This is a genomic window from Isoptericola sp. NPDC056134 (assembly GCF_042264825.1).
Taxonomy (GTDB): Bacteria; Actinomycetota; Actinomycetes; order Actinomycetales; family Cellulomonadaceae; genus Isoptericola; species Isoptericola nanjingensis.
In genome coordinates, this window is the sequence record NZ_JBHJVM010000016.1 from 75,407 (window position 1) to 96,900 (window position 21,494).

23 protein-coding genes are annotated in these 21,494 nt (G+C 76.0%); 9 read left to right on the plus strand and 14 right to left on the minus strand.

Annotation, left to right across the window (positions count from 1 at the left end; translation table 11 throughout):
* Positions 1-22 precede the first annotated feature (22 nt).
* A complete protein-coding gene (locus ACFCZN_RS15570) occupies positions 23-733 on the minus strand; it encodes a PAS and ANTAR domain-containing protein (protein WP_430557335.1) in 711 nt (236 codons plus the stop codon).
* Positions 734-815: 82 nt separating this feature from the next.
* Positions 816-998 carry a hypothetical protein gene (locus ACFCZN_RS15575; RefSeq protein WP_429766494.1) on the minus strand — a complete coding sequence of 61 codons (183 nt, stop codon included), beginning with the start codon at positions 996-998 and terminating at the stop codon, positions 816-818.
* 189 nt (positions 999-1,187) lie between these two features.
* Between ACFCZN_RS15575 and ACFCZN_RS15580 the strand changes: the two genes are divergently transcribed.
* Positions 1,188-1,757, plus strand: coding sequence for a DUF2231 domain-containing protein (locus ACFCZN_RS15580; RefSeq protein ID WP_430557336.1), 570 nt, complete (start codon positions 1,188-1,190; stop codon positions 1,755-1,757).
* Positions 1,758-1,763: 6 nt separating this feature from the next.
* Here ACFCZN_RS15580 and ACFCZN_RS15585 read toward each other — a convergent pair whose 3' ends face one another.
* Positions 1,764-2,426 (minus strand): PAS and ANTAR domain-containing protein, encoded by a 663-nt coding sequence (locus ACFCZN_RS15585; protein ID WP_430557337.1) that lies wholly within the window; start codon positions 2,424-2,426, stop codon positions 1,764-1,766.
* Between the two features lie 315 nt (positions 2,427-2,741).
* On the opposite strand from ACFCZN_RS15585, the gene ACFCZN_RS15590 reads away from it, so the two are divergent.
* Positions 2,742-3,941 (plus strand): alcohol dehydrogenase catalytic domain-containing protein, encoded by a 1,200-nt coding sequence (locus ACFCZN_RS15590; protein ID WP_430557338.1) that lies wholly within the window; start codon positions 2,742-2,744, stop codon positions 3,939-3,941.
* Between the two features lie 17 nt (positions 3,942-3,958).
* On the opposite strand, the gene ACFCZN_RS15595 is transcribed toward ACFCZN_RS15590, so the two are convergent.
* The 6 genes from ACFCZN_RS15595 to ACFCZN_RS15620 all read right to left on the minus strand — a co-directional run bounded on the left by ACFCZN_RS15595 (position 3,959) and on the right by ACFCZN_RS15620 (position 9,267).
* Positions 3,959-5,545, minus strand: coding sequence for an NAD-dependent epimerase/dehydratase family protein (locus ACFCZN_RS15595; RefSeq protein ID WP_430557339.1), 1,587 nt, complete (start codon positions 5,543-5,545; stop codon positions 3,959-3,961).
* A 63-nt stretch (positions 5,546-5,608) separates the two neighbouring features.
* Positions 5,609-6,709 (minus strand): aromatic acid exporter family protein, encoded by a 1,101-nt coding sequence (locus ACFCZN_RS15600; protein ID WP_430557340.1) that lies wholly within the window; start codon positions 6,707-6,709, stop codon positions 5,609-5,611.
* Entirely contained in the window at positions 6,706-7,149 is a 444-nt protein-coding gene (locus tag ACFCZN_RS15605) for a hypothetical protein (RefSeq protein WP_430557341.1), read from the minus strand. Before ACFCZN_RS15605 ends, ACFCZN_RS15600 begins: the two co-directional genes overlap by 4 nt.
* Positions 7,146-7,532, minus strand: coding sequence for a hypothetical protein (locus ACFCZN_RS15610; RefSeq protein WP_430557342.1), 387 nt, complete (start codon positions 7,530-7,532; stop codon positions 7,146-7,148). The genes ACFCZN_RS15605 and ACFCZN_RS15610 overlap by 4 nt, the downstream gene beginning before the upstream one ends.
* Positions 7,529-8,758: an NRAMP family divalent metal transporter gene (locus ACFCZN_RS15615; protein WP_430557343.1), complete on the minus strand. Its 1,230-nt coding sequence runs from the start codon at positions 8,756-8,758 to the stop codon at positions 7,529-7,531. The genes ACFCZN_RS15610 and ACFCZN_RS15615 overlap by 4 nt, the downstream gene beginning before the upstream one ends.
* A complete protein-coding gene (locus ACFCZN_RS15620) occupies positions 8,755-9,267 on the minus strand; it encodes a hypothetical protein (protein ID WP_430557344.1) in 513 nt (170 codons plus the stop codon). The genes ACFCZN_RS15615 and ACFCZN_RS15620 overlap by 4 nt, the downstream gene beginning before the upstream one ends.
* Before the next feature lie 186 nt (positions 9,268-9,453).
* On the opposite strand from ACFCZN_RS15620, the gene ACFCZN_RS15625 reads away from it, so the two are divergent.
* The 4 genes from ACFCZN_RS15625 to ACFCZN_RS15640 all read left to right on the plus strand — a co-directional run bounded on the left by ACFCZN_RS15625 (position 9,454) and on the right by ACFCZN_RS15640 (position 13,853).
* Positions 9,454-10,059, plus strand: a complete 606-nt coding sequence (locus ACFCZN_RS15625) for a DUF4956 domain-containing protein (RefSeq protein ID WP_430557345.1) — start codon at positions 9,454-9,456, stop codon at positions 10,057-10,059.
* Complete coding sequence (locus ACFCZN_RS15630; RefSeq protein ID WP_430557346.1) at positions 10,056-10,844, plus strand: polyphosphate polymerase domain-containing protein; 789 nt, start codon at positions 10,056-10,058, stop codon at positions 10,842-10,844. The genes ACFCZN_RS15625 and ACFCZN_RS15630 overlap by 4 nt, the downstream gene beginning before the upstream one ends.
* 61 nt (positions 10,845-10,905) lie before the next feature.
* Positions 10,906-12,720 (plus strand): carbohydrate-binding domain-containing protein, encoded by a 1,815-nt coding sequence (locus ACFCZN_RS15635; protein ID WP_430557347.1) that lies wholly within the window; start codon positions 10,906-10,908, stop codon positions 12,718-12,720.
* A 224-nt stretch (positions 12,721-12,944) separates the two neighbouring features.
* Positions 12,945-13,853 (plus strand): NAD-dependent protein deacetylase, encoded by a 909-nt coding sequence (locus tag ACFCZN_RS15640; protein ID WP_429766468.1) that lies wholly within the window; start codon positions 12,945-12,947, stop codon positions 13,851-13,853.
* A gap of 14 nt (positions 13,854-13,867) precedes the next feature.
* Here the strand turns inward: ACFCZN_RS15640 and ACFCZN_RS15645 are convergent, their stop codons facing one another.
* Together ACFCZN_RS15645 and ACFCZN_RS15650 are read right to left on the minus strand one after the other, a co-directional pair.
* Positions 13,868-14,227 carry a hypothetical protein gene (locus ACFCZN_RS15645; protein ID WP_429766467.1) on the minus strand — a complete coding sequence of 120 codons (360 nt, stop codon included), beginning with the start codon at positions 14,225-14,227 and terminating at the stop codon, positions 13,868-13,870.
* 52 nt (positions 14,228-14,279) lie between these two features.
* A complete protein-coding gene (locus ACFCZN_RS15650) occupies positions 14,280-14,516 on the minus strand; it encodes a hypothetical protein (protein ID WP_430557348.1) in 237 nt (78 codons plus the stop codon).
* Between the two features lie 108 nt (positions 14,517-14,624).
* Between ACFCZN_RS15650 and ACFCZN_RS15655 the strand changes: the two genes are divergently transcribed.
* Positions 14,625-16,217: a phytoene desaturase family protein gene (locus tag ACFCZN_RS15655; protein WP_430557349.1), complete on the plus strand. Its 1,593-nt coding sequence runs from the start codon at positions 14,625-14,627 to the stop codon at positions 16,215-16,217.
* Positions 16,218-16,228: 11 nt separating this feature from the next.
* Here ACFCZN_RS15655 and ACFCZN_RS15660 read toward each other — a convergent pair whose 3' ends face one another.
* Complete coding sequence (locus ACFCZN_RS15660) at positions 16,229-17,233, minus strand: transglutaminase domain-containing protein (protein WP_430557350.1); 1,005 nt, start codon at positions 17,231-17,233, stop codon at positions 16,229-16,231.
* A gap of 54 nt (positions 17,234-17,287) precedes the next feature.
* Positions 17,288-17,719: a nucleoside deaminase gene (locus ACFCZN_RS15665; RefSeq protein WP_429766818.1), complete on the minus strand. Its 432-nt coding sequence runs from the start codon at positions 17,717-17,719 to the stop codon at positions 17,288-17,290.
* Between the two features lie 171 nt (positions 17,720-17,890).
* On the opposite strand from ACFCZN_RS15665, the gene upp reads away from it, so the two are divergent.
* Positions 17,891-18,526, plus strand: a complete 636-nt coding sequence (gene upp / locus ACFCZN_RS15670; RefSeq protein WP_429766460.1) for a uracil phosphoribosyltransferase — start codon at positions 17,891-17,893, stop codon at positions 18,524-18,526.
* 21 nt (positions 18,527-18,547) lie between these two features.
* On the opposite strand, the gene ACFCZN_RS15675 is transcribed toward upp, so the two are convergent.
* A complete protein-coding gene (locus tag ACFCZN_RS15675) occupies positions 18,548-21,256 on the minus strand; it encodes a hypothetical protein (protein ID WP_430557351.1) in 2,709 nt (902 codons plus the stop codon).
* Position 21,257: 1 nt separating this feature from the next.
* On the opposite strand from ACFCZN_RS15675, the gene ACFCZN_RS15680 reads away from it, so the two are divergent.
* Positions 21,258-21,494, plus strand: a 237-nt coding sequence (locus tag ACFCZN_RS15680; protein WP_430557352.1) for a hypothetical protein, incomplete at its 3' end; no start/stop codon positions are given.

Genomic DNA, 21,494 nt, shown 5'->3' on the forward strand with positions numbered 1-21,494 from the left:
TCCGTGGTCGCGCGGCCAGCCGTCACGCAGCACGACGGCGCGCGAGTTGCGCCTCGTGCACGTGCGGCCGCTTGGCAGGCTGTACGGCGGCGAGGGCGTCCTTGACGCCCTGCTTGGCGAGACGGCCGAAGCCCTCGCCGGCGGCGAGCTGCGCCATCATCTGGGTGGCGGCCTCGCGCAGCGTGGCGCCCGTCGCGCCCGCCGCCTCGGTGAGCATGCTCTCCGCCGCGTCCTCGTCCACGGCGTGCACGGCCATCAGGACGCCCTTGGCGCGCTCGATCGAGGCGGCCGAGACGAAGGCGCTGTCGAGGGCGCGGCGCACGTCGCGCTGCACCGCCTCGCGCTGCACCGGCGTGACGTCGACGACGTAGCCCGCCACCTCGGGCGGCCCGTCGCCGCGGGGGCGTCGTGCCTGCGCCGTGACCAGCAGGGTGCGCGTGCGGCCGTGGGCGTCGACGACGCGCCGGGCCGTCACGACCGGACCGCCGGAGCCGAGCGCGCGTGCGGCGTCGTGCACCACGCGATCGCGATCGTCCGGGTGCAGCTTGGCCTCGAGGGTCTCCGGGCCGGGCTCGAGCGCGCCGGGCTCGTGGCCGAGCATCGCGTCGACCTCGTCGGACCACCACCAGCGTCCCGTGCCCGCCTCGGCCCGGTAGGAGCCGGTGAGCAGGTGGGTGCCGACCGCGAGCGCGGAGACGAGGTGGTCGGTGCCGGCGGGAGTTGTCGTCGTCATCGTGACCTCCGAGTGGGGAGGGTCGGTGCCGCTTCCTGACGCCGGGCCTCCACGCTAGCGCCGCCGCGCGCGGACGGCCACCTCACCCCGCGTCGAAGCGGTCCTCGCCCTCCTCGTCGGGGTCGTCCTTGGGCTGCTCGCCGGGGACGGCGCCGACGTCGGCGGCCTTGCCGTCGCCGCGGTCGTGCGCCGCCCGCTCGCGCTCGGCCTGGTGGCGCGGGTCGTCCTCCTCCGCGCGGTCCCGCTCGGTGGGGTGCTCGCTCATCCTGGTCCTCCTCGGGCTCGGTCTCGGGTCGGTCTCGACACGTCGTCCCACCCTCGGGCGGGTCGGCGCTCCCCGCATCCGGGGCCGCGGCGGCGAGCAGCCGGCGCCCGCCCTAGGGTCGAGTGGTGGCGTCGAGGAGGGGCGCCTCGCCCGACGCACGCGACGGACGCTCGCGATCCAGGAGGCACGATGCCCGCGCACCGGCACGCCGAGCCGCCCGCCGACCAGCCCCTGCCGAGGCTCGCCGCCGAGCTCGAGAGCGCGGAGCGCCTCGACCCTCTGGCGGACCTGTACGACCGGATCTCGCGCACCGTCGTGCCCTCGCCGGGCCGGGCGCGCGACGAGCTCCGCGGCCGCTCCGTCGGCCATCCCGTGCACAGCGTGCTCACCGACCTGCCGATCGGGCTGTGGGCGAGCGCGGTCGCTCTCGACCTCACCCGCCCGCACGGGCACGCGGACGCCGCCCGCCGTCTGGTGGGCCTGGGGTTGCTCGCCGCGCCGCCGACGGCCCTGACGGGGCTGGCGGACTATCGCGCGCTCAGCGTCCCCGCGCGGCGCGTCGCCGCCGTGCACGCGACGTGCAACGGCGTCGGCACCCTGCTGGCGCTCGCCTCGTGGCGGGCCCGGCATCGGGGCCGCACCGGGCTCGGCACGCTGCTCAGCCTGGCCGGCATGGGCGCGGTCGGCGCGGGCGGGTACCTCGGAGGCCACGTCGCGCAGGCGATGCGGGAGCCCCGGCACGTCCCCGGGGCCGGGTGAGCGCGGCTATCGCGTGCGGCGCTCGGAGCGGTTCTGGAGCAGGTCGGCCATCGTCTCGGCGACCTGGCGCATGTCGCCGTTGCCGCCGGCCGCGAGCGCCACGATGCGCGCCGAGATCTCCCGCAGCGGCAGGTTGGAGTGGTTGGAGGCCTCGCGGAGCCAGTCGAACGCGCCCTCGAGGTCGGTGCGGAGCGCGCACATGACGACGCCCTTGGCCTGCTCGATCGTCGCGCGGTGGGCGGCGGACGCCCGGATGCTCGCGGTCGCCCGCACGTCGGCGATGCGCGCGACCGCGGGGGTGACGTCGGTGAAGTAGCCGACCAGCTCGCAGACCGCGCCCGCGGCGTCGGTGCGGCCCTCGCCCACGACCGCGAGGGTCCGCTCCTCGCCGTGCGCGTCCATGATGCGGTGCACGCTGCTGAACGGCTCGCCGGTCGCGCAGGCGTGACGGAGGACCTGGCTCACCCGCGCCCGGTCGTCGGGGTGCTTGTGCGCCAGGATGAGCTCGGTGGTGGGGACGATCTCCCCTGGCTCGAAGCCGTGGATGCGGTAGGTCTCGTCCGACCACCACCACAGGCCGGTGGACAGGTCGTGCCGGTACCGGCCGACTGGATGGCTGGTACCGAGGGCCAGGGTGCCCTCGATGTCCCATGAAGTCGTGTCGGTCATGTGGATCCTCTCGTCGTGGCGGATCGCTCCGCTGGAGATCGAGCCGCCTCATGACTCCCCTCGACCGTAGCCCGCTTCCGAGCGGGTGAACAGCGCGGGTGCTCCGGACGACGCCCCGGTGGCGACCATGACCGAGGCGCGTGCACCATCGACGGTGCGGGGGCCGTCCGCGGTCGCCGCGGGCCGGATGTCCAGCAGCGCGGCACCCGGTTCCCCCTGACGGGTGAGCAGCCCGCCCCGGTGATTCACTGGCGGCGTCGGTGCAGCAGCTCGCCGGCCGAGGGGCACGGGCCCCGACGGCGGAAGGACGCAGCGGTGCGCGCACTGACCTGGCAGGGCAAGGAGCACGTCAGCGTCGAGGACGTCCCGGACCCCCGCGTCCAGGAGCCGACGGACGCCGTCGTCCGCGTGACCTCCACCGCGATCTGCGGCTCCGACCTGCACTTGTACGGCGTGCTCGGGATGTTCCTCGACGCCGGTGACGTGCTGGGGCACGAGGCGATGGGCGTCGTCGAGGAGGTCGGGGACGACGTCGGACACCTCGCCGTCGGCGACCGCGTCGTGGTGCCGTTCGGCATAGCCTGCGGGCGCTGCTGGATGTGCGAGCGCGGCCTGCAGAGCCAGTGCGAGACGACGCAGGTCCGCGACCATGGCAAGGGCGCGGCACTCTTCGGGTACACGCGGCTGTACGGGCAGGTGCCGGGCGGACAGGCGCAGTACCTGCGCGTGCCGCAGGCCCACTACGGCCCGGTCGTGGTGCCCGACGACGGCACGCCCGACGAGCGCTGGCTCTACCTGTCCGACGTCCTGCCCACCGCGTGGCAGGCGGTGGAGTACGCGGACGTGCCGGAGGGCGGCAGCGTCGTCGTGCTGGGGCTCGGGCCCATCGGCCAGATGGCGGCCCGCGTCGCCCTGCACCGCGGGGCGAGCACGGTGGTCGGCGTCGACCCGGTGCCCGCACGGCGCCTCATGGCGCAGCGGCACGGCGTCATCACGTTCGACCCGGGAGAGCGCGGCGTGCGCACGGCGGTGCGCGACCTCACCGACGGACGGGGACCCGACGCGGTGGTCGACGCCGTCGGGATGGAGGCGCACGGCTCGCCCCTGGCCGAGACGACGCAGAAGCTCGTGGGCCTGCTGCCCGACGTCCTCGCCGCCCCGCTCACGGAGAAGGGCGGCGCCGACCGGCTGGCCGCGCTCCTCGCCGCGTGCGCCCTGGTGCGGCGCGGCGGCACGGTGTCGCTGTCGGGCGTCTACGGCGGCGCGAAGGACCCGCTGCCGCTGATGCAGATCTTCGACAAGCAGCTCACGATCCGCACAGGCCAGGCGAACGTGCGCCGATGGACCGACGACCTGCTGCCCCTCGTCGCCGACCCTGCCGACCCGCTCGGCGTGCTCGACCTGCGCACGCACCGCCTCCCGCTCGAGGAGGCGCCGGAGGGGTACCGCGCCTTCCAGCGCAAGGAGGACGGCTGCATCAAGGTCGTGCTGGACCCCTGGGCCACCGGCGCGTAGGCGTCAGCGCGGAGGCATCAGACCGACGCGGCCTCGCCGTTTCGGAAGGCGCGCCGGCGCGCGTACTCGTGCAGGCGGTCGAGGATGGCGAGCTGCCGCTGCGCGCGCTCGGCGAGCTCGCGGAACTGGGCGGGGTCGAGGCCGAGCTCGCCGGCGTACTCCTCCAGGGTCTGCCAGCCGCCCAGCTTGCCCACGACGGCGGACCGCATGAGCTCCGTCTCCAGCACCACGGACATCGGCGACCGCTCTACGACCCGGCCGTTGAGCTTGAGCCGGCCGACCCGCTCGGCGACGCCCGCCATGAGCTGGCGGTGGCGCCGCCGCGGGAGACCCAGCTCCTGCAGGAGCCGCACGTACAGCTCGCGCTCGGCCCGGATCTGCTCCGCCACCTCGACCAGCTCGGCGTGCAGCGGCAGGTCGGCGTAGTCACCCACCATCCGCTCGATCCGGCCGAGGCCCGCCGTGGCGCCGGTGAGGTGGTCCGACAGGTACAGGCCGAGGAGCTCCCGGTCGACCTGCGGCGGCACCGCCGGGTGCGGGCCGCGCAGCGGCAGCGTGGACGCGCCGGCGGGCCGGGTGGCCGACGGGCGCAGCGGCGCGGATCCCAGCCCCCGCCCCTCGGCCATCCCCGCCACGACCTCCTGGAGCGCGTCGCCCGCCGACGTCCGCGCCCGCCAGCCGAGCTCCGTGACCACCCTCGTCGTGTCCATCACGGGGGCGCCCATAGCCATGTCCACCCAGCCCGGGTCGGCGGCGACGACACGCGCCGCGTGGCCGAGCGACACCGCCGCGCGCACCGCAGCGGGCGGCACCTCGACCAGGCGCCCGTGGTCCACGAGCCGCGCGACGTCGGCGCCGCGCAGCAGGTCGTCGGCGGCCACGTTGAACGCGCCGCCCGCACGACGCAGCAGCACGCGCCGGTAGGCGTCCGCGGCGTCGTCGCCGTGCACGGCCTGGAGCCGCAGCCCGGCGGGCAGCGGCAGCAGCGGCGGCCGGCCGAGGCGCAGTAGGCCCACGGGCAGGACCCTCCCGACGAACAGCCGGGTCACCTCCGCGCCCGCGTCGCCCTGGAAGACGAGCGCGGTGCGCAGCCGCGCGACGGTGACCTCCGGGTGCGCGCGCTCGAGCTCGTCCAGCACGTCCTCCTGCGCGGCCTTGTCGACGCTGTAGTGCGAGGTCGGGACGCCGTCGGCGGGCCAGTCCTCGGAGCGCGGCTCGTCGTCGTCCACGGGCGAGTACACGCCGACGGACGACGCGACGACCAGGTGCGGCACGCCGGCGGCGACGACGGCGCGCGCCACCCGGCGGGTGCCCCCCACATTGACGGTGCGCAGCAGGTCCCGGTCGCGGTTCGGCTGGATCAGCCAGGCGAGGTGCACGACGGCGTCGGCGCCGCGGAACAGCCCCGTGAGCTGCGCGACGACCGCGTCGTCGTCGCCCGCGAGGTCCATGGCCGCCCACTCCGCGTGCCGGTACGGCTCGGCCGTGCGGTCCGGCAGCCGACGCGCCACGCCCAGCAGGGACGTCACCTCCGGCTCGTCCGCCAGGGCGCGCAGCAGCGCCGTCCCGACGTTCCCGGTCTGACCCACCACGACGACCCGCATGCCGCACACCGTGGCACCGGCAGCCCGTGCCCGCAGGCGAGCGGCGTCGTGGCAGGTGAGCGCTCAGGCCGCGAGCACGTCGGCGGCGCGGCGCAGCACGACGACGAGCGCGCCGGCGACGAGGTGGTCGTCGTCGGAACCCTGTCGTGACTCCCGCACCGCGACCTGCAGGCGGTCCACCGCCCGGACGAACCTCGTGCCGGGGTCGTCCGCTGCCGACGCGGCGGTGTCGGGAGCCGCGTCTTCCGCCGGCGGACGCAGGACGTCGGCGAGGGCGCGCAACGCCGCCGCGAGCTCAGGGCGCAGCCGGGGCCCGAACGCGACGTCGTCCCGCCCGGCCGCCTCCCAGCCGACCAGGAGCCGCACCACCTGGTCGACCACCTCCGCGGTCGTCCCGAGCAGGTGTGCCTCCCGGGCCTGCGACCGGGCGCGCTCGGCGTGCCGCCTAGCGCGCGGGTTGCCGCGCGACGCCTCCTGCGAGTGCGCGACCGCGGCCCGTGCGCCCTCGATCATGGGGGACAGCGCGTGACGACGCCGCTCCCACTCCTCCGGGTCGAGCGGCCCCTGCTCGTCGAGCCAGCCCGCCAGGTCGTCGAGCTGCTCCACGAGGGCGTCGCGCAGGCCGACCAGCGCGAGCCCCGACGGGGTGAGCAGCAACGAGGGCAGCAGGAGGTTGACCGCCGTCCCGATGGCCGCCCCCACCAGGACCAGGCCCGCGAACGCGCCCACGTACTCCGCGTCCTCCCCGCGCCCCAGGACGAGCACGAAGATGGCCGAGTTCGCGACCCACGCCCCCTGTCCCCCGAACGCCCGCCAGCCGGCGCACAACAGCGCCACCCCCACGACCAGGGCCACCGACAGCACCCCCGGCGCGAGCACGGTGTCGACGGTGATCGCGATCGCGGCCCCCAGCAGCAACGCCCCCACGCTCTGCGCCGACTCCCGGACCGACCGGGCGACCGTGCTCGTCGTGGCGATGACGGCACCGAGCGGGGCGTAGTACGGATACTCGGACAGGGGGGCAGGCGCGGCCACCCCCACCAACCAGGCGAGCGCGGCGGCGACCGTTCCCCGGACCGCCAGCGACCAGCGGGGATGCCGCACCCAGGTGCGGTGCACGGCGGCGGGCGCACCGCGCCACCACGGCACCGCGCCTGCGGTCATCGGCTCTCCGACGGGAGCTCCGCCGGAAGCTCGGCGTAACCCTGCGCGAGGCGCACGCGCCACGCGTCGTCGTCCGGCGCCCCGCCGTCCACGGCCGCGACGTCCTCCCACCGCACGAGGAAGGTGCCGCGGTGGCGGCGGCGCACGAGCTGCGGGATCGGCCACGGCGACCGCACGTCCGTGCGCTCGTACCCGTGGAACGACCCGGCCCCGCGCAGCCCGACCAGCAGCCCGACCAGGCGGGCGCCGCCCACGGCGTCGCGACGCGCGTGCGCGCTCAGCGGGGCGTCGTGCCCGGCCTCCTCGCGGTCCTCCCCCGCCCCCGGTCCGCCCTCGGGCTCGTCCACGACCTCGAGCGCCAGGCGGACGTCGACGACCACGCCCAGGGCCGCGCCGTCCGGCCCCAGCACGCGCGCGTCGAGGAGGTCGCCGACGTTCATTCCTCGGCCTCCGGGTCGTGCCGGCCGCCGGGGATGCGCGCGATCAGCCGGTCGCGGACCCAGCGCTCCACCCAGACGGCGTCGAGCCGGTCCGAGGGCACGGTGAGCTCGACCGCCGTCCCGACGTGCCCGACGTCGTCCCACGCGATGCGCGGCAGCCGGCTGTCGGGTACCCGGCCGCCGAAGAGCCGTGTCGCCAGCACCGGGCCCACGAGGATCGCGTCGATGTGCGCCTCCCGGCCGGCCTCGGCCCCGGCACCGTCCGGCCCCGCCAGGGCCAGGTCGTCCACCGCCCCCACGGGCTCGCCGTCCGCGTCCAGCACCTGCCGGCCGAGCAGGTGCAGGCGGGCGTCGACGATCCGTTCCCGCGCGTCGCCGGTCATGAGCCCGCTCCCGTCGCGATCATCAGGGGGATCGCCGCGACCGCCGCGACGACCACTATCACCAGGTACACCGTGCCCAGCGCGTTGACCACCCGGCCGTTGACGTGCTCGCCCATGTACCCCGGGTCGTTGGCCACGACGAGGATCGGCACGTACGTGAGCGGCAGCGCGACGGCGGAGAACACCACCGACATCTCGGTCACCGCCACCGGGTCCACGCTCGTCATGAGGATCCCGGCGGCGAGCAGCAGCGCCACGATCATCGTGAGGTGGAAGCGCGCCGCCCGTGCCGGCCGGCGGAACTTGCCCCACGACCAGCCCAGGTACTGGGCCAGCGTGTACCCGCTGGACAACGCAGTCTCCAAGGCGGCGCCGAACGTGGCGGCCACGATCCCCAGGACGACGACGGCGAGCAGCAGCACCCCGCCCGCCTGCGCGACCGGCAGCACGATCTGCGACAGCGACGAGACCTCGATGCCCTCGGGCAGCAGCACGACGGCGGCGCACGCCGCGATGGCGAGCGACAGCAGGCCGCCCAGGGGGAAGCCCAGCAGCACGTTGAGCCGGTTGGTGCCGAGGTCCTTGGCGGTCCACCGCTCCTCGACGGCGCCGGACGAGAAGAAGAACACCTCGTACGGCGTCATCGCCGCGCCGAACAGCGCGACCGCGTAGTACCAGTACGACGCCGGGTGCTCGATGCCCGGCGGCGATGGCGGCACGGCCTGGCGCAGCAGCTCGCCCCAGTCCGGACCCAGCTGGAACAGCGCGATCGCGAACCCCACGAGCAGCAGCCCCATGAGGCCGGCGACGTTCTCCATGACCTGGAACTTCACGCGCCACAGCACGAGCCACACCGCGAGCGCCGCGACCGGGATCCACAGGCGCGGCTCCACGCTGCTCGCCAGGTGCAGGGCGAGCGCGATGCCCCCGACCTCCGCGGTGAGCGTGAGCAGGTTGATGGCGAACGACGCGAGGAGGTTCGCGCCCGCGGCCCTCGGGCCGAGCCGCTCGCGGATGATCTCGAAAGTGGCGCGACCGCTCACCGCCGCGACCCGCCCGGACATGCTCGCGAACAGCACGATGCCGACCACGCCGAGCACCACCACCCACGCGAGCGACATGCCGAACCGGGACCCGACGACGGCGTTGGTCACCAGGTCCCCGATGTCGACGAACCCGCCGATGGCGGTGAGGATGCCGAGCGCGGCGGCGAGCAGCTTCTTCACGGCCCGCCCGCCTCGGCCAGGGCGGCGTCGGTCGCGTCGAGGGCGGTCGCGAGCTCGACGAGGAGGTCGTCGGACGACGAGGGGACGCCGTCGGCGCCGGTGAGGCCTCCGCCGGACCGTACGGCCACCCAGGAGCGCGCCGCGACGACGGCGTCCGAGACGTCGCCCACGGCGTCCAGCCCGGTGGACCGGCGCGCCGCCGTCGCCGCGTCGGGCGGCACCAGGGTCGTGAGCGCCGACTCGGCGTCGTCCAGCACGCGCAGCTGGTCCAGCAGCACCGTGTCGGCGACGGGTCCGGTGACCCGGCCCTCGTCGAGCAGGCCGACGGCGATCCGCGCCGTCTCCCCCGCGGAACCGGCCTCCGCGAGCGCGTCCGCCACCGCCGCCGTCGCCTGGCCGGGCTCCTGCCGGCTGGCGACGCACCCCGTCCCGGCCAGCAGGGCCACGAGCGTGACGACGAGCGCGAGGCCGGCGGCCGTGAGCCGGCGTCGTCCTGTCTGCTGCGTCACGCCCTGATGATCAGCACGCCGGGCGAATGCCCGCATGTCGGGGCTGCTCAGCGGCGTTCCCAGCGACCGTCCATCCCTCGCAGCGGGTTCCCAGGACGCCCTCAGTGCCCACCTGAGCGCGAGGTGTCCACTGGGTGTCCTTCCCACCGACGGACCACGACCGGTCCCCGACCTCCCGGAGCCCGCATGCCTCCCGCAGCCCTGTACGCCGTCGACCTCGTCGCCGTGTCGATCCTGACGTTCGCCCTCTACTTCCCCCGGCACCGCCGCCGCGACCTCGTGGTCGCCTACCTCGGCGTCAACGTCGGCGTGCTCGCGGTGTCGGCCGTGCTCGCGTCGACCTCGGTCGCCGCGGGCCTCGGGCTCGGGCTGTTCGGCGTGCTGTCGATCATCCGGCTGCGGTCCGACGAGCTGTCGCAGCGCGAGGTGGCGTACTACTTCGCCGCGCTCGCGCTGGGCCTGCTGGGCGGGCTGGGCACGTCGGCCGGCTGGCTCGGCGTCGCCGGGTCCGCGCTGATCCTCGTCGTCATGGCCGTCGCGGACCACCCGCGGCTCCTGGCGCGGCACGGCTCGCAGACGATCGTCCTCGACCGCGCCGTGGTCGACCGCGCCGAGCTCACCGCCCACCTCGAGACCCTGCTGGGTGCCCGCGTGCGGTCCGTGTCCGTGCAGGAGATCGACCTCGCCGACGACACGACGCGCGTGGAGGTGCGGTACGACCTGCCGCGCGACGGCGGCCGGCCCGCCCGCTCGGTCGCCGTCCGGGACGACGCGCTGGAGGTGACCCGGTGACCGCCGAGACCGTCGTCGCCCGCGGACTGGCCGGCGCCGCGCCCGTCACCCTCGAGGAGCTCGACGCCACCGCCGCCCTCCAGACCCGCGTCGACCGCAAGTACGTGCTCACCGCCGACGAGGTCGCGGCGCTGCTCTCCACGCTGGCCGCGCACGGCCCGCGCGTGCTCGAGATCGACGGCGACCGGTCGTTCACGTACGCCTCGACGTACTACGACACGGCCGACCTGCTGACCTTCCGGCTGGCCGCGCGCCGCCGTCGCCGGCGGTTCAAGGTCCGCACCCGCACCTACGTCGACACGGGGAACGCCACGTTCCTCGAGGTCAAGACGCGCGCGGCCCGCGGCGTCACGGTGAAGGAGCGCCGCCCGTGGGAGCCCGCGACCCCGCTGGCCGGAGAGGGCCTCGACTTCGTCGACGACCGGCTCGCCGCCGCCCGTCTCACCGCGCCCCTGTCGGCGCAGCTCGCCCCCGTGCTGCGGTCCGCCTACCGGCGCACCACCGTGCTGCTCCCCGACGCCCGCGTCACCCTCGACACCGGCCTGCGATGGCGGCTCGCCGGGCCCGACGGGGCCGACCGAGGCGGCACCGCCGACGTCGGAGACCTCGTCGTCGTCGAGACCAAGGCCGGCACCGCGCCGTCGTCCGCCGACCGCGCCCTCTGGCGCGGCGGCCACCGCCCTGACCGCATCTCCAAGTACGCGACCGGGCTCGCGACTCTGCGGCCCGACCTCCCCGACCACCCCTGGCGCCGCCTGCGGCGCGAGCGGCTCGGCGTCGCCTGACCCCGCCCCCGCTCCGCCCACCGCCTCCCCCAGCTCCCCACCAGCGAAGAGGACCCGAACCATGCATCTCCCCCGCCCGAAGAAGACCCTGTGGAACCGTGCTCTCTCGACCCGAGCGGTGGCGCTCGCCGCCGCCGGCACGCTGACCGTCGGCGCGCTCGCCGCGTGCAGCGCCGGCTCGACGTCCGCCGCGTCGGACGGCTCCGGCACCACCGCCGCCCAGGTCTCCGCGACGGACAACTCCGGCCGGTCCGCTCAGGACGTCCTCGCGGAGAACCTGTCGTCCGAGGAGACCGCCACCCTCGCCGACGCGACGTGGGACACGGACGACGAGGTCGCCGTCACGCTCGACGGGGACTCTGCCTCGGTGTCGGCGTCGGCCTCCGGCGACGGCGTCACCGTCGACGGGTCGACGGTGACCATCACCGAGCCGGGCACGTACCGCGTCTCCGGCACGCTCGACGACGGCCAGGTCGTGGTCGACTCGTCGGCCGACGGCGTCGTGCGCCTCGTGCTCGACGGCGCGGACGTCACCAGCTCCACCGGCGCGGCGATCGACGTGCAGGACGCCGGTCAGGTGTCGGTCGTCCTCGCCGACGGCTCCACGAACCGTCTCGAGGACGCCGCGGAGTACGCCGACACGACGTCGGACAACGCGGCCAACGCCGCGCTGTACTCCACCGCGGACCTGGCGATCTCCGGCGGCGGCGCGCTGGACGTCGTCGGGAACGCGAACGACGGCATCACCGGCAAGGACGGGCTCGTGATCGCGTCCGGCGACATCAGCGTCCAGGCCTCCGACGACGCGATCCGCGGCAAGGACTACCTCGTCGTCTCCGGCGGCACGGTCGACGTCACCGCCGGCGGCGACGGGCTGAAGTCCGACGCCGACGACGACGCCACCGCCGGGTACGTCGCGCTCACCGGCGGCGACGTCACCGTCCAGGCCGGGTCCGACGGCGTGCAGGGCTTCACCGACGTCGCGATCACCGACGGCACGCTCACCGTGACCGGCTCCGAGGAGGGCATCGAGGCCGCGACCGTCGCCGTCTCCGGCGGCGACACCGACATCACGTCCACCGACGACGGGCTCAACGCGACCGTCAAGGAGGCGGAGGACGACACGACCACCGGTGACACCTCGGCCGACGACACCACGGACGGCACGACGGACGGCACGACGACGGACGACCAGCAGGCGCAGCCGGAGCCCCCGGCGGACGGCGAGATGCCGACCGGCGAGCCGCCCGCCGACGGCGGGATGCCCCAGGGCGGCGGGGGCGGCGGCATGGGAGAGGTCCAGGACGGTGCGTCGCTGACGATCACGGGCGGCACGCTGCACGTGGACGCCGAGGGCGACGGCCTGGACTCCAACGGCGTCACCGTGGTCAGCGGCGGCGACGTCGTCGTCGAGGGTCCGACGAACGGCGGCAACGGCGCGCTCGACTCCGCGGGCGGCAGCACGGTCTCGGGCGGCACGGTGCTGGCGGTCGGGTCGTCGGGCATGGCCGAGGCCTTCGACGAGGGCTCGACGCAGGGCTGGGTGGCGCTGACCGCCGACGCCACGCTCGAGGCCGGCACCGAGGTGGCGGTCGTGGACGCCGACGGGACCGAGGTCGCGGCGATCACGCTGTCGAAGACGGCGCAGTCGGTCGTCTACACCGGCCCGGAGATCACGGACGGCGACACGTACACGCTCACCGCCGACGGCACGGAGGTCGGCACCGCCACCGCGGGCGAGGCCCCCGCGGGCGGCATGGGCGGCGGACCCGCCGGTGGCCAGGGCGGACCGGGCCAGGACCAGGACGGCTCGACCGGCACCCAGGGCGACCAGGACACCGTGACCGACCAGTCGTCGTCGACCACCACCAGCTGACCGCGAGGTGGTACGCATCTCGCCGAGGTAGTACGAGCTGCCGCGAGGTAGTACAAGATTCGCCGAGGTAGTACTACCTCGCGGAGATTCGTACTACCTCGCGGAGATTCGTACTACCTCGCGGTGGTGCGTACTACCTCGCGGTGGTGCGTACTACCTCGCGGAGGTGGGTACTACCTCGCGGGGATCGGTGGCGCCGGCCGTCGCGACGTACGCTCGAAGGCGTGCAACCCGTGCCCCGTCCGCTCGCCCCGACGTACCAGGACCGGCGGTGGGAGCTCCCGCCCGACGCCGTCGTGCACCACGGCACGATCGACGACGCGGTCCGCCTGCTCCAGGGCCGCACGGTCACCGCGCTCACGGGCGCGGGCGTGTCCACGGACTCGGGCATCCCGGACTACCGCAGCCCGGACTCGCCGAAGCGCGCGCCGATGACGTACCAGCAGTTCGTGGCCGACGAGGCGTTCCGCCGCCACTACTGGGCGCGCAACCACGTGGGCTGGCAGGTGGTGCACCGCACGGAGCCGAACGCGGGGCACCGGGCGCTCGCGCGGCTGGAGGAGCGCGGGCTGGTGCGCGGCGTCATCACGCAGAACGTGGACCTGCTGCACGAGGACGCGGGCTCGCGCCACGTCATCGACCTGCACGGCCGCTACGACCGCGTCATCTGCCTGAGCTGCGGGCGCGTCATCAGCCGCGCGCACCTCGCGGAGCGGCTCGACGCGCTCAACCCGGGCTTCGTGGAGTCGGTCCTCGACGACGGCGCCACGGTCGCGGACATCGAGACCGCACCCGACGCGGACGCCGTCATCGAGCAGACCAGCCACTTCGTGCCCGCGGCCTGCGAGTTCTGCGGCGGCGTGCTCAAGCCCGAGATCGTGTACTTCGGCGAGAACGTGCCGCGCGAGCGGGTGCAGCGCGCGTACGCCCTGGTGGACGACGCCGACGCCCTGCTCGTGGCCGGCACGTCGCTCACCGTGATGAGCGGCCTGCGGTTCGTGCGGCACGCGGCCAAGGCCGACAAGCCGGTGGTCATCGTCAACCGCGGCGAGACGCGCGGGGACCCGCTCGCCACGCTCAAGGTGGACGACGGCGTCACCGAGACCCTCGTCGCGCTGGCCGACCGGCTCTGACGGGTCGGGCGCGGCTACGGCGTCGAGACGAGGCGGCAGCCCCGGACGCTCTCGGCGTCGATCAGGCTCCCGTCACCGCCGGGGACGACGGGCAGCGCGCCGCGCCCCAGCCCACCGAGGTAGACGGCGGCCTCGGTGCCGGCCTCGGCGTCGTCGGCCTTGCGGCGCCGCACGTCGATCCGGGTGACGGTCACGGCGTGCTCACCCGTCGGCAGGTGCAGCACCGCGGGCTGACCGGTGCGCACCCGCCCGGACGTCACGGTGCCGGTGAGCACGTGGCCCCGCGTCGGGACGGCGAAGACGGTGTCGACCAGCAGCTCGAACGGCTCCACGGGGCCAGGTGAGGCCGGCGTCCGGCGCGAGAAGATCCCCATGGCAGACGACGATATCCGCCGCGCGGCGGAGCCCCGGCCCCGCATCAGCGCATCAGGTACGCGACGTCGCCGTTGCTCGACCGCAGCTCCGCTCCCCGGTGACGCCGGACGCGACGACGTCGCCGTCCGCGACCAGCTCGACGGTGCCGACCGCCGCGTACGACTCGTGCTGCGTCGTCGTGCTCGCGACGGCACGGTCCACGAGGAACAGCGGGCCACGAGGAACATCGTGCCCCGGGCCACGGCGAGCATCCCGACGACGAGGCGGGCCGGCGTCCGTGCTGGTCATGACGCCGAGACTAGGCTGCGTCGTATCGGCCGGACAGTGCGCGCACCCACGTCGTCACGGTAGGGAGATCCCATCCCGAGGGCGCCCGCGGCGGCCGGGGGAGGCAGCATGCTGGACGCCGTCGTGGTCGGCTCGGGGCCCAACGGGCTCGCGGCCGCGGTGACGCTCGCCCGCGCAGGGCTGTCGGTGACGGTCCTGGAGGCGAACGAGACCGTCGGCGGCGGCGCCCGGACGCTCGCTCCCGGCGACGACGGCGACCTGTCCGCGGGCCTGCCCGCCGGCGTCGTGCACGACCTGTGCTCGGCGGTGCACCCGATGGCGTGGGCGTCGCCGTTCTTCCGCGCGTTCGACCTGCGGGCGCACGGCGTCGAGCTCCTCACCCCCGAGGTCTCCTACGCGCAGCCGCTGCCCGGCGGGCGGGCCGCCGTCGCGTACCGCGACCTGGAGCGCACGGCCGAGCGCCTCGGGCCCGACGGCGCGGCGTGGCGCTCCCTGCTCGGCCCGCTGGCAGCGCGGTGGGAGGCCGTGGTCGCGGTCGCGCTGGGCGACCGCCGGTCGGTGCCGCCCGGGGTGCTCGACGGCGCCGACCCCGTGCGCGCGACGCTCGCCGCCGCCCGGTTCGGCCTCGGCCTCGCGGAGCAGGGCACGGCGGCCTGGGACGGCCGGTTCTCCGGCGAGGCGGCACCCGCGCTGCTCACCGGCGTGGCGGCGCACACCATCACCCGGCTGCCGTCGCTGTCCGGCGCCGGCACCTCGCTGCTGCTCGGCGCACTCGCCCACGCCACCCCAGCGCGCCGAGGTCGAGGCGGGGCGCTCGAGGTCGATGCCCCCGACCTCGACCTCGGGCGCTCGCCTCGACCTCGCGGGTTCGACGGCGGCTGGCCGGTGCCCCGCGGCGGGTCCGGGGCGATCGTGGCGGCGCTCGTCGCGGACCTGGAGGCGCACGGCGGCACGGTCGTGACGGGCCACCGGGTGCGCACCCCGGCGGACCTGCCCGCCGCGCGCGCCGTCCTGTTCGACACGACGCCCCGCACGCTGCTCGACGTGCTGGGCCCCGCCGTCCCGCCGGGCCTGCGCCGCGCCCTGGGGGCGTTCCGCCACGGGAACGCGGCCGCCAAGGTGGACTACGTGCTGTCCGGCCCGGTGCCGTGGGCGGACCCGGAGGTGGGCCGCGCCGGCACGGTGCACGTGGGCGGCACCCGGGCGGAGATGGCCGCGGCGGAGAACGAGGTCGCCGCGGGCCGGCACGCCGAGCGTCCCGTGTGCCTGGTCAGCGATCCCACGGTCACGGACCCGTCCCGCCGGGTCGTCTCCGGGACGGGCGAGCTGCGGCCCCTGTGGGCGTACACGCACGTGCCCGCGGGCTCCGACGTGGACGTCACGGAGACCGTCACCGCGCAGGTCGAGCGATTCGCGCCGAGGTTCCGCGACGTCGTCGTGGCCAGCCGGGCGATCCCCGCCGCCGCCATGGCGGAGCACAACCAGAACTACGTCGGCGGGGACATCTCCGCCGGCGCCGCGACGATGTGGCAGATGGTCTCCCGCCCGACCCTGCGCGCGAACCCCTACCGCGTGGCCGGGGGCGTCTACCTCTGCTCGGCGTCGACCCCGCCCGGCCCCGGCGTGCACGGCATGGGCGGGTGGCACGCCGCCCGGCGCGCGCTGCGCGACGTCTTCGGCGTGCGCGTCGCGGCGCTCTAGCCCACAGCCGGTCAGGCCGGGGCGGCGGCCCAGCTCGTGGTGCGCTCGCGCAGGTCGGTGACGCCGACGCGCCCCGTCGGCGAGAGCGTCGCCACGCGCGCCTGCGGCCCCAGCCCCGACCGGTAGCGCTCCGCGAGTGTGGCCTCCGCGTCGATGTCGCCGGCGTCGGCGGCCACGAGCAGCGCGGCGAGGGCGTCGGTGACGGCGTCCCACGCGTCGTCCGACAGCGGCACCGCGGGCACGTACCCGGGCGGCGATGCGGCGGCGAGCGCCGCCAGGCCCCGGTGGGGAGGCAGGGCGCCCCACACGTCCCACAGCAGCACCTCGTCGCGCATCCGGTGCGCCAGCTCGAGCAGCACGTAGCCGCGCACGAAGTCCTTGCCCCCCAGCTCGGGCAGGTCCGGCGCGACGCCGTAGGACGCCGGGTCCACCTCCCCGGCGCGGATCGCGCGCCACACCTCGGCGGCGGTGGGGAACGGCGACGCCGGCCCGGTGGGCATGTCGCGCACGTCGAACCCCCACGAGCCGTCGTCGGGCAGCTCGGGGTCCCAGCGCACCCAGCGTCCCCCGCCCGCGCCGTCGTCCGCCCAGTGCTCGACGACGACGTGGTCGTGGAAGAACGTCGGCTCGAAGTACCCGGCGAACCCGATCCGCGACCGGGCGGGCACGCCGTGCTGGCGCAGCACCCCGAGGGAGAACAGCGTGTGGTCGCGGCAGCACCCGGCGACCAGCTGGGCGGGCTCGCGGTCCGCGGCGAGCGGCCCGGGGCGGCGCTCGACGGCGGCGTCGAGCAGCGACGCCAGCCACCGGCGGTCGACGTCCGCGCGCTGCTCGTCCCGCAGCGGCACCCCGCCGGCGCGGTAGTGCACGATCGTCGCGCACGCCGCGGCGCCGACCGACGCCGGGTCGGGGGCGACCTCCCGGAGCAGCTCGGCGTGCGCGCCGGGGTCGGAGAACGCGCTGTGCCGGGCGTAGTCGGCCAGGGTGGGTGCCGCCGGGCGTGCCGTCGTGTCCATGCCGTGCTGACCTCCGTCGTCGTGGGGACTCATCGGCCCGCACGGACGTCGTCGTCAGCGGCGGGACTCGAAGAAGTCTCGCAGGATTCCGCCGCACTCGTCCTCGCGCACGCCGCCGACCACCTCGACGGCGTGGTTGGCGCGCTGGTCGCGCACGAGGTCCCACACGGAACCCGTGGCGCCGGCCTTGGGGTCCCAGGCGCCGAGGACGAGCCGCCGCACGCGCGCCGCGACGAGCGCACCCGCGCACATCACGCACGGCTCGAGCGTGACGACGAGCGTGCAGCCCTCGAGCCGCCACTCGCCGCGCGTGGTGGCGGCCTGCCGCAGCGCGAGCACCTCGGCGTGCGCCGTCGGGTCCCCGGTCTCCTCGCGGCGGTTGCGACCGAGCCCGACGAGCCGGCCGTCCGCGTCGACGACGAGCGCGCCCACGGGGACGTCGTCGGACGCGAGAGCGTGCGACGCCTCGTGCAGCGCCAGCCCCATGAGCGCGTCCCACACCGCGCGCCGCTGGCTGACCGTGTCCGGCGGGAACTCGCCGTCCGCCCAGGGCAGCGCGAGGCCGGGGCGCACGGGACCGGGCGCGGCGTCGGACGTCACAGGACCAGGCTAGCCGCGGAGAGGTGCCCGGACCCTTCCCGCCGGTACCGTGGGTCCATGCGCCTGCACGTCGCCGACCACCCGCTGGTGGACCACAAGCTCACCGTCCTCCGCGACGAGAACACCCCGTCGGCGACGTTCCGTCTCCTCGTCGACGAGCTCGTGACCCTGCTCGCCTACGAGGCGACGCGGCACGTGCGCACGGAGCCGAAGGAGATCCGCACCCCGGTCACCACGACCACGGGCGTGCGCCTCAGCGACCCGAGCCCCATCGTGGTGCCGATCCTCCGGGCCGGGCTGGGAATGCTCGAGGGCATGACGCGGATGATCCCGACGGCGGAGGTCGGCTTCCTCGGACTGCAGCGCGACGAGTCCACGTACGAGGCCGTCACGTACGCGAACCGCCTGCCCGACGACCTCACCGACCGGCAGGTGTTCCTCCTCGACCCGATGCTCGCCACCGGCGGCACGCTGGTCGCGGCCATCGACTACGTGCTGGAGCGCGGCGCCCGCGACGTCACCGCCGTGTGCCTGCTCGCCACCCCCGAGGGGCTGAAGGTGCTCGACGACGCGATCGGCTCGCGCGTCGACGTGCAGATCGTCGTGGCCGCCGTCGACGAGCGGCTCAACGACCAGAAGTACATCGTGCCCGGCCTGGGCGACGCCGGGGACCGGCTGTACGGCATCGTCTGACCGGTCCGGGCCCGGGAGGGCTCACCGGTACTCGCAGTCCCCGATGCGCTCCCAGGTGCGGCCCCAGCCGTGACCCCGGGCGTGGTCCCCGTCCTGACGCTTCTGCGCGCTGTCCGGGCCGTCCTCGCTACGGCCGACGTAGCGGTAGTTCGCGCCGCGCCACGACGCGACGTCGCCCACCTCGTACCCACCGCTCCAGCGGACCCGGTCGGCGCACCAGCCGGTCGTGCCCGTGAAGGGGTCGACGGCGAGGTCGGCGGACCAGTCGCCGGCGCGCACGGTGTACCTGGCGCCGTCGCGGCCCCGCACGGTGCCGCCGTCGGCGGTCAGGCTCTGGCGGGCGGGCACGGTCACGTCGACGGACGCGCCGTTCGAGCCGCGCACCGCGAAGTCCTGCGGCACCGACGACCCGGTGTTGTCGAGCACCACGGACACCGCCCGGGTGGACGTCGAGCGCCACCGCCCCTTCTCCACCTGCACGGCGCCCGGGTCCAGCCGCGCCTGCGGGTCGACGACGACGCACGACACGGCGTCGTGGTCGAACGTCCGCTCGACCGACCGCGTGCGCTTCTCGATCTCGCGGGAGAGCCGCACCGTGACGTGGCCGGCGTCCGCCGTCAGCCCGCCCGGGGAGGTGCGGAGCGTGGCGGTGGAGCCCGGCTCGACCGACGTCCCGTCCCCGTCGCCGAGGGCCGCCGTCCACGCGACGTCGCCACGGTTGCGCACGTCGACCTCCACCCGCGCCCGGTCGTCGACGCACCGGGTCACGGTGGACACGTCCACCGATCCGGGCCAGGTCACCGTGGCGCAGCTCTCGAAGGCCGGCACGTCCACGGTGGCGAGGTCGCGCCCGTCGGCGGTGACCGCCAGGCTGCGGGTGCCCCACGGCACGGACACCGTGAGGGTGCCGGTGGCGCCGGCGGCGACCGTCGCGGCATCCCCGTTCCCGGCACCGTCCGACGCCGCGAAGCGCACCGCGTGCGTGGAGCCGCCGTTGTCCACGGGGACGGTGACGGTGCGCCACGACCTGTCGGCGGAGGCGTCGAACCGGCACTCGGCCGCGGTGAGCGTCACCGGCCCGCCGACGGCGGGCGCGAGCGTCGCGGCGTCGTACGACGCCGTCGGGGCGACGGCGGGCACCACGCCCTGCGCGGGCTCGTCGTTGTCGCGGTCGGCCACCCAGCGGTACAGCTGGAACTCGGCGGCGCCCGCGGAGAGCGACGTGCGGTCCGTGGCGGCGACGAAGGTCGCGCTCTCGCCCGGCGCGAGCCGCTTCGGCTCGGTGCTGACCCCGGCGGCGGTCATCGCGACCCGCATCGCCTCGTCGCTGGTGTTGGTGAGCGTGCCGCGCACCTGCAGGCGGCCGTCGACGTTCACGGTCTCGGCGGTCTTCGAGACGGCCCAGCTCGGGTCGTAGCACTCCGCGGAACCGTGCGTCCCGGCGGGCACGCTGGTCCGGTACGTCTGGCCGCCGAGGGTCGTCGCGACCGTCCACGTGGCGCCGCCCGCGGGGACCCGGAGCCCGTCGGGCACCCGCACGGTGACCGACGCACCCGGCGCGACCTCCTGCGCCGCCGCGGCGGTGTCTCCCGCGGCGTCGAGCCGCACCGCGAGGCTCTGGTCGGTGAGGTTGACGTACGTGCCCTCGACCACGGCGGAGGCCGTGGCCACGCCGCCGACCGCGGCGCACCGGGCCTCGACCGCGCGTGCCCCCGAGGCCGCGCCGGCCCACGACTGCGCCACCGTCACCGCGGCGTTGCCGCCCACGGTGTGCGGGGAGCCGGGCAGCTGCGGTGCGGCGGAGACCGCCATCGGCCCGGGCGTGGCCGAGCCGTCCGCGACGACGCGCAGCCGGACGGACCGCTGCTCGCCCGGCGCCAGCGGGGCGGCCTCGGGCTTGGCCACGCAGGTCCAGACGGCGCCCTGGTCGCCGCCCGCGCCCGGCACGCACGCGAGGTCGCCGTCGGTCGTGACGGGCCGCAACCCGGCGGGCACGCCCAGCTGCACCGACCAGGCGGCGGCGGGCTGGTCGCCGGTGTTCCGCACCGTGACGGGCACCCAGGCAGCGCCCGGGTTCGAGACCGGGACGGCGTCGCCGCTCGAGGCCGTGAGCTCCGCGCCGAACGGCCGCACGGTGGTGGGCGGCAGGGCGATGTTCTCCCGCCCCACGCCCTCGGCCCAGACCGCGGCCCCGATCGCGTAGCTGCCGCCGGCGTTCGCGCGCACCGGCACCGAGACGTCGCGGGACGTGCCCGGCTCGAGGGTGCCGACCGTGCAGCGCGCCGTCCGCGCCGTGGTGTCCCCCGGCGTGCACGACAGGGCGTCCGCCGCGAGCACGTCGCCGACGGACGCGCCGGCCGGCGCCTGCGGCATGGCCAGGTCGACGCCGTCCGGGAGCGCCACCTCGACGACCGTCTCGCTCGCCGTGGCCTTCCCCGTGTTGGCGACGGTGAGCACCAGGGGCTGCGCCGTGCGCGGGTCGAGGGGGGCACCGGCGGCCGTGACCGTGAGGTCCGCGACGGGGGCGAAGATCGTGGTGCCGAGCAGGTTGACCGGGTTCGTCGGGTCGGCGCTGGGCTCGGCCGGCTCGTCCGGCTCGTCCTCGGCGGGCCGCACCGCACCCTCGCCCGGCTGCTCCCCGGGCGGGGTCCACGGTGCGCCCTGGACGGTCACGGGCGCCTGCGGTGCGGCCGTGGGCGGCTCCTCCCCGCCGCCGAGCGCGTTGAGCACCGTGACGACCCCGACGGTCGCGACGGCGACCGCGCTCGCCGCGGCGGCGACGCTCGCCGTGCCGACGGCGGCGCCCGCAGCGGCCGCGGTGCCCGCCGTCGCCGCTGCCGTCGTGCCCGCGGTGGCGGCGGTCGCCGTGGCGGCTCCGGCGGCCGTCGTCCCGGCCGCCGTCGTACCGGCCGTCGCGGCCGCCGTCGTCCCAGCGGCGGCGCTGCTCGTGGCGCCCGCGCCGCCGGTT

Bases quoted from the DNA above. Each gene is read 5' to 3' on its own strand.
- ACFCZN_RS15660 (WP_430557350.1), bottom strand. From the start codon at position 17,233: ATGGACACGACGGCACGCCCGGCGGCACCCACCCTGGCCGACTACGCC.
- ACFCZN_RS15665 (WP_429766818.1), bottom strand. From the start codon at position 17,719: ATGGGGCTGGCGCTGCACGAGGCGTCGCACGCTCTCGCGTCCGACGAC.
- ACFCZN_RS15645 (WP_429766467.1), bottom strand. From the start codon at position 14,227: ATGGGGATCTTCTCGCGCCGGACGCCGGCCTCACCTGGCCCCGTGGAG.
- ACFCZN_RS15570 (WP_430557335.1), bottom strand. From the start codon at position 733: ATGACGACGACAACTCCCGCCGGCACCGACCACCTCGTCTCCGCGCTC.
- ACFCZN_RS15585 (WP_430557337.1), bottom strand. From the start codon at position 2,426: ATGACCGACACGACTTCATGGGACATCGAGGGCACCCTGGCCCTCGGT.
- ACFCZN_RS15625 (WP_430557345.1), top strand. From the start codon at position 9,454: ATGCCTCCCGCAGCCCTGTACGCCGTCGACCTCGTCGCCGTGTCGATC.
- ACFCZN_RS15580 (WP_430557336.1), top strand. From the start codon at position 1,188: ATGCCCGCGCACCGGCACGCCGAGCCGCCCGCCGACCAGCCCCTGCCG.
- ACFCZN_RS15600 (WP_430557340.1), bottom strand. From the start codon at position 6,709: ATGACCGCAGGCGCGGTGCCGTGGTGGCGCGGTGCGCCCGCCGCCGTG.
- ACFCZN_RS15595 (WP_430557339.1), bottom strand. From the start codon at position 5,545: ATGCGGGTCGTCGTGGTGGGTCAGACCGGGAACGTCGGGACGGCGCTG.
- upp (WP_429766460.1), top strand. From the start codon at position 17,891: ATGCGCCTGCACGTCGCCGACCACCCGCTGGTGGACCACAAGCTCACC.
- ACFCZN_RS15650 (WP_430557348.1), bottom strand. From the start codon at position 14,516: ATGACCAGCACGGACGCCGGCCCGCCTCGTCGTCGGGATGCTCGCCGT.
- ACFCZN_RS15635 (WP_430557347.1), top strand. From the start codon at position 10,906: ATGCATCTCCCCCGCCCGAAGAAGACCCTGTGGAACCGTGCTCTCTCG.
- ACFCZN_RS15610 (WP_430557342.1), bottom strand. From the start codon at position 7,532: ATGACCGGCGACGCGCGGGAACGGATCGTCGACGCCCGCCTGCACCTG.
- ACFCZN_RS15655 (WP_430557349.1), top strand. From the start codon at position 14,625: ATGCTGGACGCCGTCGTGGTCGGCTCGGGGCCCAACGGGCTCGCGGCC.
- ACFCZN_RS15605 (WP_430557341.1), bottom strand. From the start codon at position 7,149: ATGAACGTCGGCGACCTCCTCGACGCGCGCGTGCTGGGGCCGGACGGC.
- ACFCZN_RS15575 (WP_429766494.1), bottom strand. From the start codon at position 998: ATGAGCGAGCACCCCACCGAGCGGGACCGCGCGGAGGAGGACGACCCG.